This window comes from Kiloniella litopenaei, assembly GCF_000982415.1.
In the GTDB taxonomy this organism is placed as follows: Bacteria; Pseudomonadota; Alphaproteobacteria; order Kiloniellales; family Kiloniellaceae; genus Kiloniella; species Kiloniella litopenaei.
This window is the reverse complement of record NZ_LANI01000003.1, coordinates 1-15,472: the sequence shown is the minus strand read 5'-3', so window position 1 is coordinate 15,472 and position 15,472 is coordinate 1. Positions and strand designations below refer to the sequence as shown.

Here is a 15,472-nt window from a genome sequence, read left to right as displayed (position 1 = left end):
ATTCGTATGCTTTCTCAGTGGGGGCTTTTTTTGCGTTTTATCCTTATGGATTTTGCCCTATGGATTTTAAAAGACCTGGGTAATATCTGAGCAGCGTTAAGCCACGAGTTGCCATATATATAGCCATGGCGAGCCACAGCCCGTGATTCCCCCACAAGGGAACAAAAAGCCATGCACTTAACAGGAAAATGAACAGTGATTGTATCATGGCATTTCGCAAGTCAGCAGTTCTTGTCGTGCCGATAAATATACCGTCAAACTGAAATCCTGCCACGCTAAGAAGAGGCATTATAATTGGCCAGTAAATAAATTCAGACGCGGTTGATTGGACGCTTGGAATATCCGTAAACAATCCAACTATTAACTGCCCAAACAGGTAAAAGACTGCTACGAAAATAATGGATGTCAGGAATGCCATGACACTACTGGCTTTAACTGCGTTTTTGAATTCGATGTTGTCGTTTCGACCCTTTGCATGCCCGGTTGTTATTTCTGCGGCATGAGCAAAACCATCTAATCCATATGCCGAAAAATAGAGAAAATGCATCAATACAGCATTGGCGGCCAGGATCTCATCCCCCATGCCTGCTCCAAGCCGTGTGAAATAAGCAAAAGAAAAGATAAGACACAGGGTTCGAATGAAAATATCCCGGTTCACGGTGAACAAGGCAAGGATATGGGACCGAAGCCAGACATTCTGCCAATCAATCTTGTTCGAAAAGAAGTTGGATTTTTTGAGAATGATCCACAGGCCGACGGCAAAGCCAACAACCTCTGCAATCACTGTTGCAAGAGAAACCCCCTCTACCCCCCATTCAAACTGGATGACAAAAATCAGATCCAGCAGAATGTTCACAGAATTAATTATTACCTGTAGGATAAAGGTTAGCTTTGGTTCCCCCTTACCAATAAGCCAACCGATTATGACATAGTTGGACAGGGCAATCGGCGCACTCCATATACGTATAGTACTGTATTGTAATGCCAATTGTTGAACTTCTGCACTGCCATCAATCAAATGGATGCATAGCTGTAATAAAGGCCCTTGCAAAAGGATGAGCAAAAATCCGAAGAACAATGCGAGCAGCATCGGACGCAAAAAACTAGCTTGCTGCTCGGGCAGGTTTTTGGCTCCAAAGGCCTGGGAGGTAAAGCCAACCGTCCCCATCTTCAAGAAACCAAATCCCCAAAATAGGAAGCTAAATATAGTTCCACCGACAGCAACGCCCCCGATGTAGGCTGGATCTGGCAAGTGCCCAACAACTGCGGTGTCAACTGCCCCCAACAACGGAACAGTAAGGTTTGATAGGATTAGCGGGAACGCTAAAGCCAGAATGTGTGTGTAATGAGAAGGCAGCTTGATCAACAGTTCAGTACTTTTAGGAAAGGGGCATGGGATATCAAACTGACTTATATCCCATGATTTCCTGTTATCGCAGCTTTATTTTTTACACTGGTTATTTACATCCGATAAAAAACCTGGACGCTGATGTTTAAAGCTAGGGCACGTTTTGAAAATGGCGCCTCTTTGCGAGCCACAGCAAAGTGTTAGGAATGCAATTTGCGTCTGCATCGCGATCCCCGACGCGGAGAGTTTGCCAAGCGAGATCTGGGAAATTCGGCTGTTTGTTTCAAAAACATTATGGTTTTAACTGTGCTTTGGTTCGTTTGATCGACAAGGCCTTCATACTGCGACAATAGTTGTGTAGCTGCCAAAGCGGGGTCTAGTTCGTTGGGAAGACTCAATACCCAGGCCAGAATAATGTCTTCTGGCGGTGTCGCTGTTTCCTCATCCATCATAAGCATTTGATGGATAATGGATTTAGGATCATTTGTTGAATTAGAAGGAGTTGTCGCAGAAGCGAACGATAGTGTGGAAGCGTGACTCGTCATAGCATTTCTCCTCCGGTGCACCCCGCCCGGGATAATGGTTGATAAATGCGATGGCAGGTCTCCTGGCTCGTGGATCATAAATATCTATCTTTCCTTCCCGGCCTGTTATAAGGCCAGTGGGTCACAAGATGATATCTCATCACTTACAGTTGCGGGGGCAGCTTTGGATTTAGTCATATGGAAAGATACCATATGCCTTCACCAAATTCCCTTTTCATCCCACAGGGGGAACCTCGCGATTTCAAAGTAAAGCTACTTTACAAGAACATGACATGTCAATTGATTGAATCAGATGTTTTCAAAGTCGTAAAATTTGGCACGGTTTCTAGGAATTTGCTTCAAATTTTTCAAAAAGAATCCTTGTGGCAATCGAACGTCCTGTAATTTTTGTTTTCGTAATTTTGCCCGTTGCTATTTGGGCTTCGGTGAAAACGGGGGGGGTAACGGGCGAAGCCGATCTTTTCTCGGATGTCCCGGCTATAGCTGCTTTTTGTACTGTCCGGGCAGGGGGAAGCGTTGACGAGCTGGTTTTTTTACGAGGGCTTGATTGCGGAAAATCAGCATCAATTGTTGATGCTGTGCCTTCTGGTTTTAGATGTGTTACTTCAACGCCCCCAGGGTTTCTGGCGTGACTTTTAGCCTGATCCTTATTTTTCTTTTGCTCTCTGGCGATCTTTTGCTTGGCTCTTTTCTCAAGCGCGGCAAGACGTAGCTCTTTGTTGATCCGATGTTTTTCGTCACGCCAAGCGGTAAGTACCTTGCGGCGATAGGGGGTGCTGAACTTTTGGTTATAAGAATGATATCTGCCGACTGCTGATGTCCATGACGGGGACTTCCCACGTAGTTCAACTAAAAATTTGGCCGCATAGGCAACGTTTGTGCGTGGGTCAAAAGCAGCTTCCAAGGATTTGAATGCTTTGGCGTGGTGATACAAATTAACCTGCATGCAACCAACATCAATATTTTTGACACCTTTCGCTTTCAGTTTCTTGACCTCAGCAATCGCAGCCTGTTTTGTCGGAAGATATCGGCCTTTTCCTTCGGCCATTACTGTCCAGGGCCATGCTACTCTACTGCCTTTTTCTTTATCCCATTTGCCTGATTCAACAAGCGAGATGGCACGTAGTAAATGCAGCGGGATTTTTTTCTCAATCTCGGTTTCTGTGATGATGTCTGCACAAACATCGTTATTGTTTTTTGCACTCAGGGATTGAGCAAAAGCGCTGGTTGATAAAAAAATACCAACGGCCAATACAAGCGAATGCGATAAATTACATGGCATAATCTTTTGCTCCTTTCCTTTTTTGCGTCTTTTTTGTTCAGAGAGTGACTGGTATCCACAGTCTTCCCATGGTTCGTTTGTTAATCCGTTTGAATCGGAAGCATTCTGGGTAAAATTTCCCAACGTTCGTTTGGGAATTTACGGGTTACACGTTTGATAAATTTACTGACGTTTTCTTCTTTGATAGCCAAAATTTTGACTGGCTCATGGTTTTTACGAATTAGAAAATCCTGACGTCTTTCATGATCGAACATTTTCTCCTCCAGTTTCCATTTCTCTTGAAATTATAATAAGCAAGTTTGAGGCCAGTTCCGTCCCATCTGATAGAGGTTTTGTTCTTGGGGTTGTTTTTTAATAAGAAAAGCAGGCTTTTTGAGCGTGAAAATAGTTCAAAGTGAAATGTTTATTTGTTTTATAACAATAATTTAATTGCGGTGTTGTGAACTCTGCTCGGGGTGTTTTGTGTGAGCCTCTCTTGGGTGTCTCTTAAATAGAGTACAAACGAGCAGATATAGAGATCGGCAAAATTTACCTGAGCAACTTTTCCGCAGCTGATATAATTTTTTAAAAGGTCAGATGCACGGGAATGGTCAGATGTACGGGGCGCCAGGCTTTTTTTCAACGGTACAGATCAGGTTATACTAATAATCAAGTTCGTTTTGTTTGATCGCCCCAACAGCAATGATAAGGTCGTCCATTAACGAGGCAATATCATCAAAATCTGGTCTGCGCTCAATCTTGTCTTCATCCATATAGAGGGTTCGGGATATCTCTATTTGAAGGCAGTTAATACCAAGGGCGGGTTCACCGTAATGTTGGGTGATAAACCCCCCGGGATAAGGATTGTTATTGAGAACGCGATAGGCATTCTGTTCTAAAATATCCTCAACTGTTTTCGTGATTACTCTCGACCCGGCTTTACCAAAGCGATCCCCAAGTACAAAATGGACTGGTGATGGCCTGGACCCGATTGTATTCGCATGGGTTGTAAGCTTGGGCATAGAGTGGCAATCAATGAGAATGCAATACCCGAACTTGCGCTTTGTTGTATCAACGAGTTGACGTAGTACTTTATGGTAGGGCCAATAAAAACGTTCAATTCGGTCTTTGGCCTCGGCAAAGGTTAGCTTGTCTTTATAGATTTGTGTTTCGCTGGTAACGTTGCGGGCTATCGTTCCCAAACCAACGGCAACCCGCGGAGAGTTTGTATTTACATAGCTGGGTAATTCGTCTTCGAACATATGTGGATCAAGTTCAAAGGGTTCTCTATTTGCATCTACAAAGGCACGAGGGAAAAGTGCACAGAGTAGGGGCGCGCCTAGTTTTGGCGCATTTTGGAAAAGTTCATCAACGAAAGAATCTTCAGAGCGTCTTAGATTATGGCTATCCAGTCTGGAGCCTTTAATAAATGATTCGGGATACTGATTCCCGCTGTGTGGTGATGATAAAACCACGGGTAAGGAATGTTGCTTTGGAAGATGCAAGCGATAGGATTCTGTTTCTCTAATCGAGCTATGCTCGCTATGCAGATCCAGGTTTTCTTGCTTTGTAGAGATTTTATCAGCCATTTCGTTAGGGTCGTAAGTCATGATGTCGTCGTCAATGGCTCATTGAATAACATGTATGTTGAATTATTCGTGTGACGGATCGTGCTCATAACGCTCTTTTGATTGTGGGCTGTGAATTGTTGTATAAACTTAAGTCTATTCTTGATGCTATGAGGATGAAGTGTCGAGAGTTTTTTTGAACTTTATTTGATTGATTTACCATTTCTGATGGCTGACATTCTTCTTGCAGAAGATGATGATAACCTTCGTTTTTACCTGTGCCGTGCGTTGGAGCGGGCTGGTCATCATGTGATATCTGCTGCGAATGGCCTGGAAGCGGAAGAAACGTTATCTTTTCATCGGTTTGATTTGGTTTTGACCGATGTGGTGATGCCGGAAAAGGGCGGACTCGAATTGGCCAAGATCGCCCGATTTCATCAACCAGATATTAAAGTGATGTTTATCACGGGTTTTTCAGGGATTTTGATGGAGGAAAAAGACCCATCATTCAAAAGTGAAAAAGTCTTATCCAAGCCGTTTCACCTGAGGGATCTGATTGATGAGGTAAATAAAGTTATTTTGTGAGCGAAAACTTTTCAAAAAGGCTTGTCAAAGTTATGGCAGTTTGATACTTCCCTGTCTCACCGAACAAGGCGACGAAACATGGCGTTTTTTTGGGTATAGGGCGTATAGCTCAGCGGGAGAGCACTTCGTTGACATCGAAGGGGTCACTGGTTCAATCCCAGTTACGCCCACCATGAAAACCCCAAGGGAAACCTTGGGGTTTTGTGCTTTCAGACGGATGGCAATTATTATTTAAATAGCAAGATTATTGCTGAGAAAATCAGAACAACTGATAGATAGCCTTTGTATCTTTGGTCATTAATTTTCTGTACCACCCTTCTTCCTGCCAAAGCTGAAACGATTGCGATTAGGACCAGGATAACCCCAGTCGAATGGTGTTCTGGCCGAAGTATGTTATTGTTCGAGTAGCTGATTAGTTTTATCAGGTTTACACCCAGAGCTGTTGCGGCCATTCCGCCGATAAAAGACTGTTTTTCAAAACCCATTCGATCCAGGGCAATTGCTTTGATAGGGTTTCCACTGCTGAATAATCCTGAAAAATATCCATAAAACGCGGAGATGATAAGCGCGACCGATGTTTTTTGAGGCAGAGGTAAAAACAGGCCAAGGTAATTAATCATTACGCTTAGAATGATAAAGCTGGCGAGAAGGGGACGAAGTGGTTCCGGGTCAATAGTGGCTAGTGTCTCGGCCCCAAGCCATGCAAAAGGAATGCTTCCAAAGGCAATAACCACTGAAAGACGCCAGTGTATATGGCGGTGATACAGAATTGTTTTTACGAAGGTTGATGCCATGAAAAGAAGCGTTGTCAGGGCAATGCAATCTTTAATGGGAAGTATCAGAGATCCAAGAGTGAGAACAATAAATCCGCTGCCAAATCCAAAAATGGCAGAGATCAGTGATCCGGCAAGGGCAATGACAAGAAAGATATAAAATTCCATCAGAAAATTCGTCGTTCATTTCTCATCTTTGTTGGTGTTATCTCTACTAGCGGAATGCTCGACGAAATGCATCTTGTATTTTTTTGCAGATGAATTCCCTGCGAAACGAGATTTTTAAAATCTATATCAGGAAGCAAGGCAATAACAGGGCGGTAGAGGCTTGTTATTGTTATGTTTATTTTTACAAGAAAATAAATATCAAATTTTACCTAAATTATTGTTTTTTTATAATGGGTTAGCGTTAATCATTTTTTAATTTTGGATTGGTAAAAGTGCAAAGTGAGCTAATTGAAATTTAGTGAATTGGGTGATGGCATCAAAAGAGATGCAGGACATTTCGAAGGGCTCCAATTTATTAGGGTGAGCTAGTGATGAAACCTTTTTCGGCATTGATAACAACATTTATGAGCCTCGTCATACGCATCAAACAGGTGGCGGGGGCATGTTATCAGTGTGAAAAGGGATCCATATTTATTAACTTTGGTGTGGTTGTTGTCCCTCTTATAGCGATGGTTGGCTTGGGGGTTGATATTGGTCGTGGCTATGTGGTTAAGGCGCGTTTGAGCCAAGCACTGGATGCATCTGCTTTGGCTGCGGCGCCTTATGCGGACAACGTTGTTAAGCTACAAGCCGAATTCACCAAGTATTTTGATGCGAATTTTCCAAGCGAGTTTATGAACGCTGATATTACGCTGGCGACACCGATTATCAGTGACAATGGTACCAAAGTGACTGTCTCAGCGACGGCACTGTTAGACACCACCTTGATGAGTGTTTTGGGTGAAGAGACCATGTCTGTGGGGGCAAGCGCCGAAGTGACACGGCTAATTACACCTTTGGATGTGGTGATTTCGATTGATACCACTGGGTCAATGGGCAGTTCTGATGGGTCAGGTACTCGGTTAAGCTCTGCCAAAGATGCTGCTGAAATTCTAGTTAACAAGCTATTTGGTAACGAAACTGAAAGTGAAAATCTTCAAGTTGGCCTCGTCCCTTGGTCTGCTGCTGTCAATGTTGCTGAACGCGGTGTAACTTATGATTCTGCATTGAATACCTTTGTGGACGGTCATTGGTATACAAATAATTCCCCCGTGCCATTTATCACCGAACCGGATAGTGATTGGCGGGGCTGTGCTTATGCCCGCTACACTGATAACAGTAATGATGATGATGCTGATCATCTTTTGTATGATGCCGATGTCGGGGGCGTGACCTGGGAAGGTTGGGAGCCAATGCCCAGAAGGGTTGTGAACCCGAGTAATGGGTCATTGTATACGGTTCGTTGTCCTGCATGGGGTATTTCAAAATTATCGGGTACTAAAAGTCACGCAACAGACGCGATTGATGAACTTGAAAGTCCGACAGGAACAACAACGATTGCCCAGGGGTTGGTTTGGGCGTGGCGTGCGCTGATGCCGGGTGAGCCTTACAATCAGGCAAGTACAAAAAGCAATCTTAGACGCGCAATTGTCATTATGACCGATGGCCTGAATACGAGTTCATATCGCGACGCGTACAGAGGCGATCTTAGTGTTAACCAGATGAATAGTCGTTTGTCTGCAGTTGCTGATCAGGTCAAGGCAACGGGTGTGGATATCTATGTTGTTGAATATCACGTTGAAACAAGTTTGATGAAAAGTGTCGCGAGTGCAACCACGGCGCCATATTATTTCAAAGCAGATAGTGCGGCTGAGTTGGAAAAAGCTTTTGAAAAAATTGGCACCGAGCTGTCTGAGCTAAGAATATCAAAATGACCTTTATTCGATACCTTTATCAGAAAAGTCTGATCAAAAAATTCAAAAAATGTAACAGGGGTGCTGTTGCATTGGAGTATGCTCTTGGGCTGCCTATTTTTTTGACACTCGTTTTGGGCGTTTTTGATTTAGGGGGGGTATATTTTGCAACAATTCTTCTTGAGGGCGGATTAAGGGAAGCCGCACGTTATGGTGTTACTGGTGATCTTGATCCGGGTGTAACCAAAGAAGAAAAAATTCTGGAAACCATTAATCTTCATGGTGCTGGTTTTGTGCAGGTACAGGCAGATGAGCTTTCAACATTGGTTTATGAGGATTTTGACGCCATTGGTGATCCGGAACCCTACGTTGATGCCAATGGGAATAATATATATGACGGCGGCGAAGCCTTTACTGATTTGAATTGTAATGGGGCTTGGGATTCCGATGCCGGGTTCGATGGGGCCGGGAATGGATCTGAAGTGGTTCTCTATACCGTTGAGCACGAGACACAATTGATTACGGGATATATTGCGCATCTGATTGGTGAAAACGGTAAGGTTAAGTTGCGCGCAAGTGTGGCGGTAAGAAACGAGCCTTATGGAGGAGGTGCATCGTGCTGATGTGCATTTTTTCCAATATTCCCATGAGATACTATAGGCTTTTCCGACGTTTTAAGGGGTGTGACAGAGGCGTTGCGCTTGTTGAATTGGCACTGATTTTGCCAATATTGCTGATCATCTTGACGGGCGCGATTGAAATGAGCCGTTATATCTGGATACAGCATAAGATATTGCGTTTAACAGCTGAGATCAGCGATTTGGTTACGCAATCCCGGAATATGTCTGCCACAGAGATGGATGTGATTTTTACGGCTGCTGACTATATAATTCATCCATTTGATTTAGGGGCAAACGGGATCATTATTGTTTCTTCTGTCAGTGGTACAGGGGTAAATCCACCAGAAGTAAACTGGAGACAATGTGGCGCGGGCAATCTGTCTGTTTCTGGCTCTGTAGGACTTGCGGGGACAACAGCAACGATCCCGAACGGTCTGGTTGTTGATCCGTTGGATAATATTATCATTGCTGAAGTGTTTTATGATTACGAGCCATTAATTTTCGATAACATTATTCAAAGTACTCAAATAACACGGGCAGCTATTCATAGCCCACGTATATCAGCCTTGATATCAATTCAACGTGACCCAGGGCAAACAGATGGTTGCCCATAATCCAGAAATATTGTTATTAATGTTTGTATAAATATTTACTGTAATAATGAATTTCATGCAAAAATAAGATGCGTGAGTTAATTGCGCCATGAAAAAACATCCTTGGGGGCGGCCACTAAGCTAGTGGTTATATAAGAGATGAGGTTGTTCGCGTTTGTGGTTCAAGTATAAGTACGGTAGCCTTCTGGGCATGAGGAGCACTGCTTAGATGGCAAAATCAGCCAATACACAAGTCATGAAGGGCCAGATATCGTTCTTTGATCGATTGAAGGCTTGGTGGTTCGGGTATGAGTTACGCATTGTGCCGAAAGCACCGCCAATGCCCGCGATCAAAGAACACGATGTTCGTGCAGATAATCACGAGTGGGAAAACCTTCGTATTCAGTTGATTCAGGACGTTTGGGGGGAAGGGAATGCTTCTCCCGGAGATGAAGAATATATCGAAGAGTTGATTAAGCCTTTCGGCTTGGACCCTTCTAAAAATGTACTGGATATTGGCGCGGGTCTTGGTGGTGTCGGCCGAACGATGTCCGATAAGTTTGGTGTTTGGGTGACCTGTATGGAGCGCGAACATGAAATGGTCGAGGCAGGAATGGAAATCTCGACGATGGCCGGGATGGCAAAAAAGGCACCTGTTCTGGCTTTTGATCCTGAAAAATTTGAATTCAAGCCCAAATCTTTTGATTGTATTTTCTCAAAAGAATCTCTTTATACAATTCAGAACAAAGAACAGTTTTTCAAAGATACTTGCCGTGCCTTGAAGGATGGTGGGCAATTCCTCTTTACCGATTTTATTGTGGACGATGAACCTGATGAAGAAATATTGAAATCATGGAAAGAGGGCGAAGGTGATAGTCTTCAAATCTGGACTAAGCTGGAATATGAAAAAGGCTTTACAGCTGGTAATGTTCAAAGTCGCATTTTTGAAGATATGACAGATCGCTATCTGGAAATGGTTAAAAGTGGCTGGGCCGATTATTTGAGCCAGATGAAAGAAAAGGGCGCTGACAAGAAGATGGAAGAGGTCTTGGTTAGCGAGATGGAGTTATGGGCGCGTCGTACACATGCTCTTGAATCCGGAACGATCAGACTCTATCGCTTCCTGGCAATCAGACAATCTCAGACACAAATGCTGTCTGATTGGTAAAGAATCCAAAAAAAGAGTCTCTTTTCCCTTTTGTTTATCCGAAAAGTTGCGTATAGAAGCGCTCAGTTTTCACACTGTTTGATCAGGCAGTTGACATTCAAGAGGTCCTTACATATTGTCCGGGCTTCTCGACAGCCCGATCAGCGGGCACATTTTTTGCCAAAGGTAGGACCATGAAAGTTGTAAACTCTCTGAAGACTGCCAAGCTGCGCGATAAGAACTGCCGTGTTGTTCGTCGTCGCGGCCGGGTTTATGTCATCAACAAGAAAAACCCTCGCTTTAAAGCGCGTCAGGGCTAATCTTGTTCAGTCTGACTGTTCGGTCAGAATGAAGTTAAGAAAAAAACCGCCTCTCGTTAGAGAGAGCGGTTTTTTCTTTTTTTACCTGATACACTTCAAATATGACTATCTGTCTCAAATACTGTGACAGAAACTCTTTATCTCCGGGCTTGTTCTTATCGCGAAGTTAGGCGAGGCTAGGGCCAGAATAATAAATCCGGGAGAAACCAGATGAAGATGCCTGATCCTGATCAGTCGATCGTGGCTAAAAGAGATGAGATTGCTGAAACCCTGAGGGAGATTGTTCCCGGGGAAGGCGTGATCTTAAGTGATCGGGAATTACAGGTATATGAATCAGATGGCCTAACGGCCTATCGACAACCTCCCTTGATGGCTGTGTTACCTCAAACCGTTGAACAGGTCAGCCAGGTTATGGCCTATTGTCATGCCAATGGCATTAAAGTTGTGCCTCGTGGATCGGGAACATCCTTATCGGGTGGGGCGTTGCCGCTGGCTGATGCAATTTTACTGTGTATGGGCAAGTTCAACAAGGTTGTCGAAGTTGATTATGACAACCGTTGCGCAGTGGTCCAACCCGGGGTCACGAACTTGGGGATCACAAAAGCGGTCGAGGGAAAAGGGTTTTACTATGCACCAGATCCTTCCAGCCAGATAGCGTGTTCTATTGGAGGGAATGTTGCCGAAAATGCAGGTGGTGTGCATTGTCTGAAATACGGTCTGACCACAAATAACCTCTTGGGTATTGAAATGGTCCTGATTGATGGGACGGTTTTAAGGTTTGGCGGAAAACACCTGGATAGTCCGGGGTATGATCTTCTGGGACTCATGACCGGTTCCGAAGGACTTCTTGGGGTCGTGACCGAAGTAACTGTGCGTATCTTGCCGAAACCGGAAACAGCACGAGCACTCTTGCTGGGGTTTTCCAGTTCCGAGAGTGCCGGTGATTGTGTTGCTGCAATCATATCCGATGGCATTGTGCCCGGTGGCATGGAGATGATGGATAAACCAGCTATCGAGGCTGCGGAAGCTTTTGTAAATGCGGGCTATCCTCTGGATGTCGAGGCACTTCTGATCGTAGAGCTGGATGGTCCTCAGGCCGAAGTTGATTATCTGATTGATGAAGTATCAGCAATCGCAACGAAATGCGGGGCGATTACCAGCCGCATTAGCCAGAATGAAGAAGAACGGCAACTGTTCTGGGCTGGCCGTAAAGCGGCATTTCCGGCAGTAGGTCGTTTAACACCAGACTATTATTGTATGGATGGGACAATCCCGCGGAACAAGCTTCCCCTTGTCCTCAAGCGCATGCGAGAAATGAGCGAGCATTATGGCTTGAGAGTTGCCAATGTCTTTCATGCTGGCGATGGTAACCTGCACCCTTTGATCATGTATGATGCGAATAATCCGGGGGAGTTGGAAAAGGCTGAAGATTTTGGGTCGGATATCTTGAGACTCTGTGTCGAGGTTGGTGGTGTTTTAACCGGAGAGCATGGCGTTGGTGTGGAAAAGCGGGATCTGATGCCGGAAATGTTTAACGAGATTGACCTCAAGCAACAGTTAAGGGTGAAATGTGCGTTTGATAGCAAGGCATTGTTAAACCCGGGCAAGGTTTTTCCAGAACTACATCGCTGTGCTGAACTGGGCCGTATGCACATTCATAAAGGAAAGTTGCCCTTTCCCGACATTCCCCGCTTCTAGAGCTTTTCTGGAGCTATGTACCTAGAAATAAAGATTAAAAAAAATAATAAAAAAGTTACGAGAGTTTCATGAGCCATATCAAGCCTGAGAACGCAGACCAATTGGAAGAAGCCATTAAATGGGCTTTGTCACAAGAAGAGCCTATGGAGATTATCGGCTCTGGAAGTAAGCAGAAGCTTGGTCGATCTGTGAAAGCAGATCATCAACTGGATGTATCTGCGTTAACTGGTATTACCATGTACGAACCCGAAGAGCTGGTCTTGTCAGCGCGGGCAGGTACATCGCTTATTGAAATTCAGGATGAACTTATCAAGCATAAACAGTATATGGCGTTTGAGCCTATGGACTATGGAGCTCTTCTAAAGGGGACGGCCAATGCAGGAACAATTGGCGGTATGGTTGCCTGTAACCTGTCAGGTCCCCGTCGGCTAAAAGCTGGCGCTGCCAGAGATCATTTTTTGGGGTTTTCGGGTGTTTCCGGGCGGGGCGAGACCTTCAAGTCCGGTGGCCGAGTGGTCAAGAATGTAACGGGCTATGATCTCATGAAGCTTATGGCTGGGTCTTATGGGACCCTGGCGGTTATGAGTGATATTACCATCAAGGTATTGCCTGCCCCACCAGAGGAAAACAGCTATGCCCTCTACGGACTTTCAGATGAACAGGCAAACAAGGCAATGTCGGTCGCTTTGAATTCTTCGTGTGAAGTTTCTTCGGCGGCGCATATACCACAGGGAATTGTGACCAGAATTTCGCTTGGTACCAATGATCGAGCGATAACACTGTTCAGGTTAGAGGGACATGGCCCGTCAATCACTTACAGGGCAAACAAACTGGCATCACTTTTGAACGATTTTGGTAAGGGAAGTTTGATTGCTGATCCTGAAAGTCGAACTTTATGGCAAAAGCTTCGTGATGCAGATATTCTGTCGGTATCAGAGGAAAGATCTATTTGGCGAATATCGCTGCCGCCAGCGCAAGGAAGTACTTTTGTCGAGGGCTTAAAACTCGAAGATCAGTCCGAGTATTTCTATGACTGGGCTGGGGGACTTGTCTGGTTGTCACTAACCGGAGATCACAATGCCGCAGTGCTTCGAGATGCTTTAAAGAGCATGGGCGGACACGCAACTTTAGTCAGACCAGCCAAAGACATCGAAGATACTGAAAGCCCTCAACATCCTCTTGATCCGGGTGAACATGCCTTGATGAAGCGCATAAAGGATAACTTTGACCCCAAAGCGATCCTGAATCCTGGCCGTTTATACGCAGATCTGTAGGAGAGACAAATGCAAACCAATTTTTCTCTCGCACAGTTGGCGGACCCAAATATAGAAGAAGCAGAGAGCATTTTGCGAAAATGTGTGCACTGCGGGTTTTGCACGGCGACTTGTCCGACTTATGTCTTGTTGGGGGATGAGTTAGATAGCCCCCGAGGGCGGATTTATTTGATCAAGGGTATGCTGGAAGAAGGCGTTGCGGCAACGGCAGAGGTAACAAAGCATCTCGACCGTTGTTTGTCCTGTCTATCGTGTATGACGACCTGTCCGTCAGGTGTGAACTATATGCATCTGGTGGATCACGCCCGTAATCATGTTGAACATACCTATAAGCGCCCTTTGTTTGAGAGGTTATTACGCAATCTTCTGAGTTACCTTATCCCTCGGCCCTTCTGGTTTCGGGGCGCTTTGAACATCGCTTCTTTGACAAAGCCGCTTGTGAAGCCCTTTGTGTCAGGTCGGGTAAAGGCGCTGGTTGATCTTGCGCCAAAGGATCTCCCCGCTGCAAGTGTTGTGGATCAACCTCAAACATTCAAAGCTGTTGGGAAGAAGAAAGGGCGCGTGGCATTGCTGTCAGGCTGTGCACAGACTGTTCTTGCGCCTTCGATAAATGAAGCAACGGTCAGGCTTCTGACGCGTCACGGTATCGAAGTTGTTATCGCCAAAGGTGTGAGGTGCTGTGGATCACTTGTCCACCATATGGGCAAAGAGACAATGGCGGAACAGCAGATGAAAGCCGCTATTCAAGGCTGGATGACTGAAATCGACGGTGAGGGGCTGGATGCCATTATTACCAATGCGTCCGGGTGTGGAACAACCATAAAAGACTATGGTTTTATGCTGCGTAATGATCCTGATTGGGCCGAGCGTGCGGCAAAGATTTCTGACCTTGCAAAAGATATCACAGAATATCTGGCAGAGCTTGAACCTTTGACGTTGGCGGATAAAGAAGAACAAGATCAGCCGGCAAAGATAGTTGCCTATCATGCCCCCTGTTCTATTCAGCACGGCCAAAAAATTACCAGGCAACCAAAAGAGCTTTTAACCGGCGCTGGCTTTGTCGTTCGCGATGTACCCGAAGGGCACCTGTGTTGTGGCTCGGCGGGGACCTATAACATCATGCAGCCTGAATTGGCCGAGAAGCTCCGGGACCGCAAAGTCAAAAATATTGAAACACTGACGCCGGATATTATTGCCACTGGAAACATCGGGTGCCAGTGCCAGATATCATCGGGAACAGATATTCCTGTTGTTCATAACGTGGAACTGATCGACTGGGCCACAGGTGGACCCAAGCCAGAAGTTTTGGAGTAATCAGCGCATAAGTCTTCTGAAGTTAACGAGATAAATCGCGCATTGGAGAGACATGATTTTCGAAGGGAACATGTCGCGGTCTGAAGCTTGTATTTTCCACGTATGTCGGCTTGCTGATACGATCCATTCGAAAGTGACGAAAATCTTCACGCTCGGGATCCCAGGCGACCAGATACCAAAGTGGTGGTAGGATCAGCATCGCTTGGGGTTCAACAATTCGGGTGGTCATAATCCCTTTTGCATCGCGATACTGGAAAGTCAGGTGCCGTCGTTTGAGAAAAGCTGTCTCGAATGCTGGCAAGAGTTCCGGATCGATAGCTTTCATATCTGATATATCGACCTGTGGTGAGAGCTTTCCGATGTACAGGCAGTCCAAAAACTTGCGCAAGTCACGTACTTTGTCTGATGGCAGGGCCTTCTCTATTTTGGCGAGGCCAGTATCAGCCAGAGCTGAAAAAGGTAAATTCCCTGCTGCACGCATTGATGCAACGCTGATTAGAGCGATTTGCGTTCAGTAGGAATCAT

At 45.2% G+C, this 15,472-nt stretch carries 16 protein-coding genes, 1 tRNA gene and 1 riboswitch; of the genes, 10 read left to right on the top strand and 7 right to left on the bottom strand.

From position 1 onward, the window contains the following. Window positions 1–43: 43 nt before the first annotated feature. From WH95_RS04160 to WH95_RS04145, 5 genes are all read right to left on the bottom strand, one after another. Window positions 44–1,366 (bottom strand): MATE family efflux transporter, encoded by a 1,323-nt coding sequence (locus tag WH95_RS04160; RefSeq protein ID WP_218044439.1) that lies wholly within the window; start codon window positions 1,364–1,366, stop codon window positions 44–46. A gap of 182 nt (window positions 1,367–1,548) precedes the next feature. After that, a complete protein-coding gene (locus WH95_RS04155) occupies window positions 1,549–1,893 on the bottom strand; it encodes a hypothetical protein (RefSeq protein WP_046503458.1) in 345 nt (114 codons plus the stop codon). A 34-nt stretch (window positions 1,894–1,927) separates the two neighbouring features. Next, window positions 1,928–2,144: riboswitch (cobalamin riboswitch) on the bottom strand. 74 nt (window positions 2,145–2,218) lie between these two features. Next, window positions 2,219–3,175 carry a transglycosylase SLT domain-containing protein gene (locus tag WH95_RS20415; RefSeq protein WP_052741792.1) on the bottom strand — a complete coding sequence of 319 codons (957 nt, stop codon included), beginning with the start codon at window positions 3,173–3,175 and terminating at the stop codon, window positions 2,219–2,221. An 80-nt stretch (window positions 3,176–3,255) separates the two neighbouring features. Next, on the bottom strand, window positions 3,256–3,429 hold the full coding sequence (locus WH95_RS21245; protein WP_157845885.1) for a hypothetical protein: 174 nt from the start codon (window positions 3,427–3,429) through the stop codon (window positions 3,256–3,258). A 387-nt stretch (window positions 3,430–3,816) separates the two neighbouring features. Beyond that, the gene (locus WH95_RS04145; RefSeq protein ID WP_052741791.1) at window positions 3,817–4,764 is read right to left on the bottom strand and encodes an N-formylglutamate amidohydrolase; all 948 of its coding nucleotides are present in this window, start codon (window positions 4,762–4,764) and stop codon (window positions 3,817–3,819) included. A 186-nt stretch (window positions 4,765–4,950) separates the two neighbouring features. On the opposite strand from WH95_RS04145, the gene WH95_RS04140 reads away from it, so the two are divergent. Next, the gene (locus WH95_RS04140; RefSeq protein WP_046504472.1) at window positions 4,951–5,307 is read left to right on the top strand and encodes a response regulator; all 357 of its coding nucleotides are present in this window, start codon (window positions 4,951–4,953) and stop codon (window positions 5,305–5,307) included. A 98-nt stretch (window positions 5,308–5,405) separates the two neighbouring features. After that, window positions 5,406–5,480: transfer RNA gene (locus WH95_RS04135), tRNA-Val, on the top strand. A gap of 54 nt (window positions 5,481–5,534) precedes the next feature. Here the strand turns inward: WH95_RS04135 and WH95_RS04130 are convergent. Next, window positions 5,535–6,248, bottom strand: coding sequence for a sulfite exporter TauE/SafE family protein (locus WH95_RS04130; protein WP_046503455.1), 714 nt, complete (start codon window positions 6,246–6,248; stop codon window positions 5,535–5,537). Window positions 6,249–6,619: 371 nt separating this feature from the next. On the opposite strand from WH95_RS04130, the gene WH95_RS04125 reads away from it, so the two are divergent. The 8 genes from WH95_RS04125 (at window position 6,620) to glcF (ending at window position 14,947) form a co-directional block, all read left to right on the top strand. Further along, on the top strand, window positions 6,620–8,002 hold the full coding sequence (locus WH95_RS04125; RefSeq protein ID WP_046503452.1) for a pilus assembly protein TadG-related protein: 1,383 nt from the start codon (window positions 6,620–6,622) through the stop codon (window positions 8,000–8,002). After that, entirely contained in the window at window positions 7,999–8,604 is a 606-nt protein-coding gene (locus WH95_RS04120) for a TadE/TadG family type IV pilus assembly protein (protein ID WP_046503449.1), read from the top strand. Before WH95_RS04125 ends, WH95_RS04120 begins: the two co-directional genes overlap by 4 nt. After that, on the top strand, window positions 8,604–9,215 hold the full coding sequence (locus WH95_RS04115; RefSeq protein WP_046503447.1) for a TadE/TadG family type IV pilus assembly protein: 612 nt from the start codon (window positions 8,604–8,606) through the stop codon (window positions 9,213–9,215). The genes WH95_RS04120 and WH95_RS04115 overlap by 1 nt, the downstream gene beginning before the upstream one ends. Before the next feature lie 208 nt (window positions 9,216–9,423). Next, entirely contained in the window at window positions 9,424–10,362 is a 939-nt protein-coding gene (locus WH95_RS04110) for a class I SAM-dependent methyltransferase (protein WP_052741790.1), read from the top strand. 173 nt (window positions 10,363–10,535) lie between these two features. After that, on the top strand, window positions 10,536–10,661 hold the full coding sequence (gene ykgO / locus WH95_RS04105) for a type B 50S ribosomal protein L36 (protein ID WP_046503444.1): 126 nt from the start codon (window positions 10,536–10,538) through the stop codon (window positions 10,659–10,661). A 210-nt stretch (window positions 10,662–10,871) separates the two neighbouring features. Next, complete coding sequence (locus WH95_RS04100) at window positions 10,872–12,359, top strand: FAD-linked oxidase C-terminal domain-containing protein (RefSeq protein ID WP_046503441.1); 1,488 nt, start codon at window positions 10,872–10,874, stop codon at window positions 12,357–12,359. A gap of 68 nt (window positions 12,360–12,427) precedes the next feature. Then, a complete protein-coding gene (gene glcE, locus WH95_RS04095) occupies window positions 12,428–13,633 on the top strand; it encodes a glycolate oxidase subunit GlcE (RefSeq protein WP_046503438.1) in 1,206 nt (401 codons plus the stop codon). A 9-nt stretch (window positions 13,634–13,642) separates the two neighbouring features. Next, a complete protein-coding gene (glcF, locus tag WH95_RS04090) occupies window positions 13,643–14,947 on the top strand; it encodes a glycolate oxidase subunit GlcF (protein WP_046503436.1) in 1,305 nt (434 codons plus the stop codon). Between the two features lie 22 nt (window positions 14,948–14,969). Here the strand turns inward: glcF and WH95_RS04085 are convergent, their stop codons facing one another. Beyond that, on the bottom strand, window positions 14,970–15,428 hold the full coding sequence (locus WH95_RS04085; RefSeq protein ID WP_082113975.1) for a helix-turn-helix transcriptional regulator: 459 nt from the start codon (window positions 15,426–15,428) through the stop codon (window positions 14,970–14,972). Window positions 15,429–15,472: the final 44 nt, after the last annotated feature.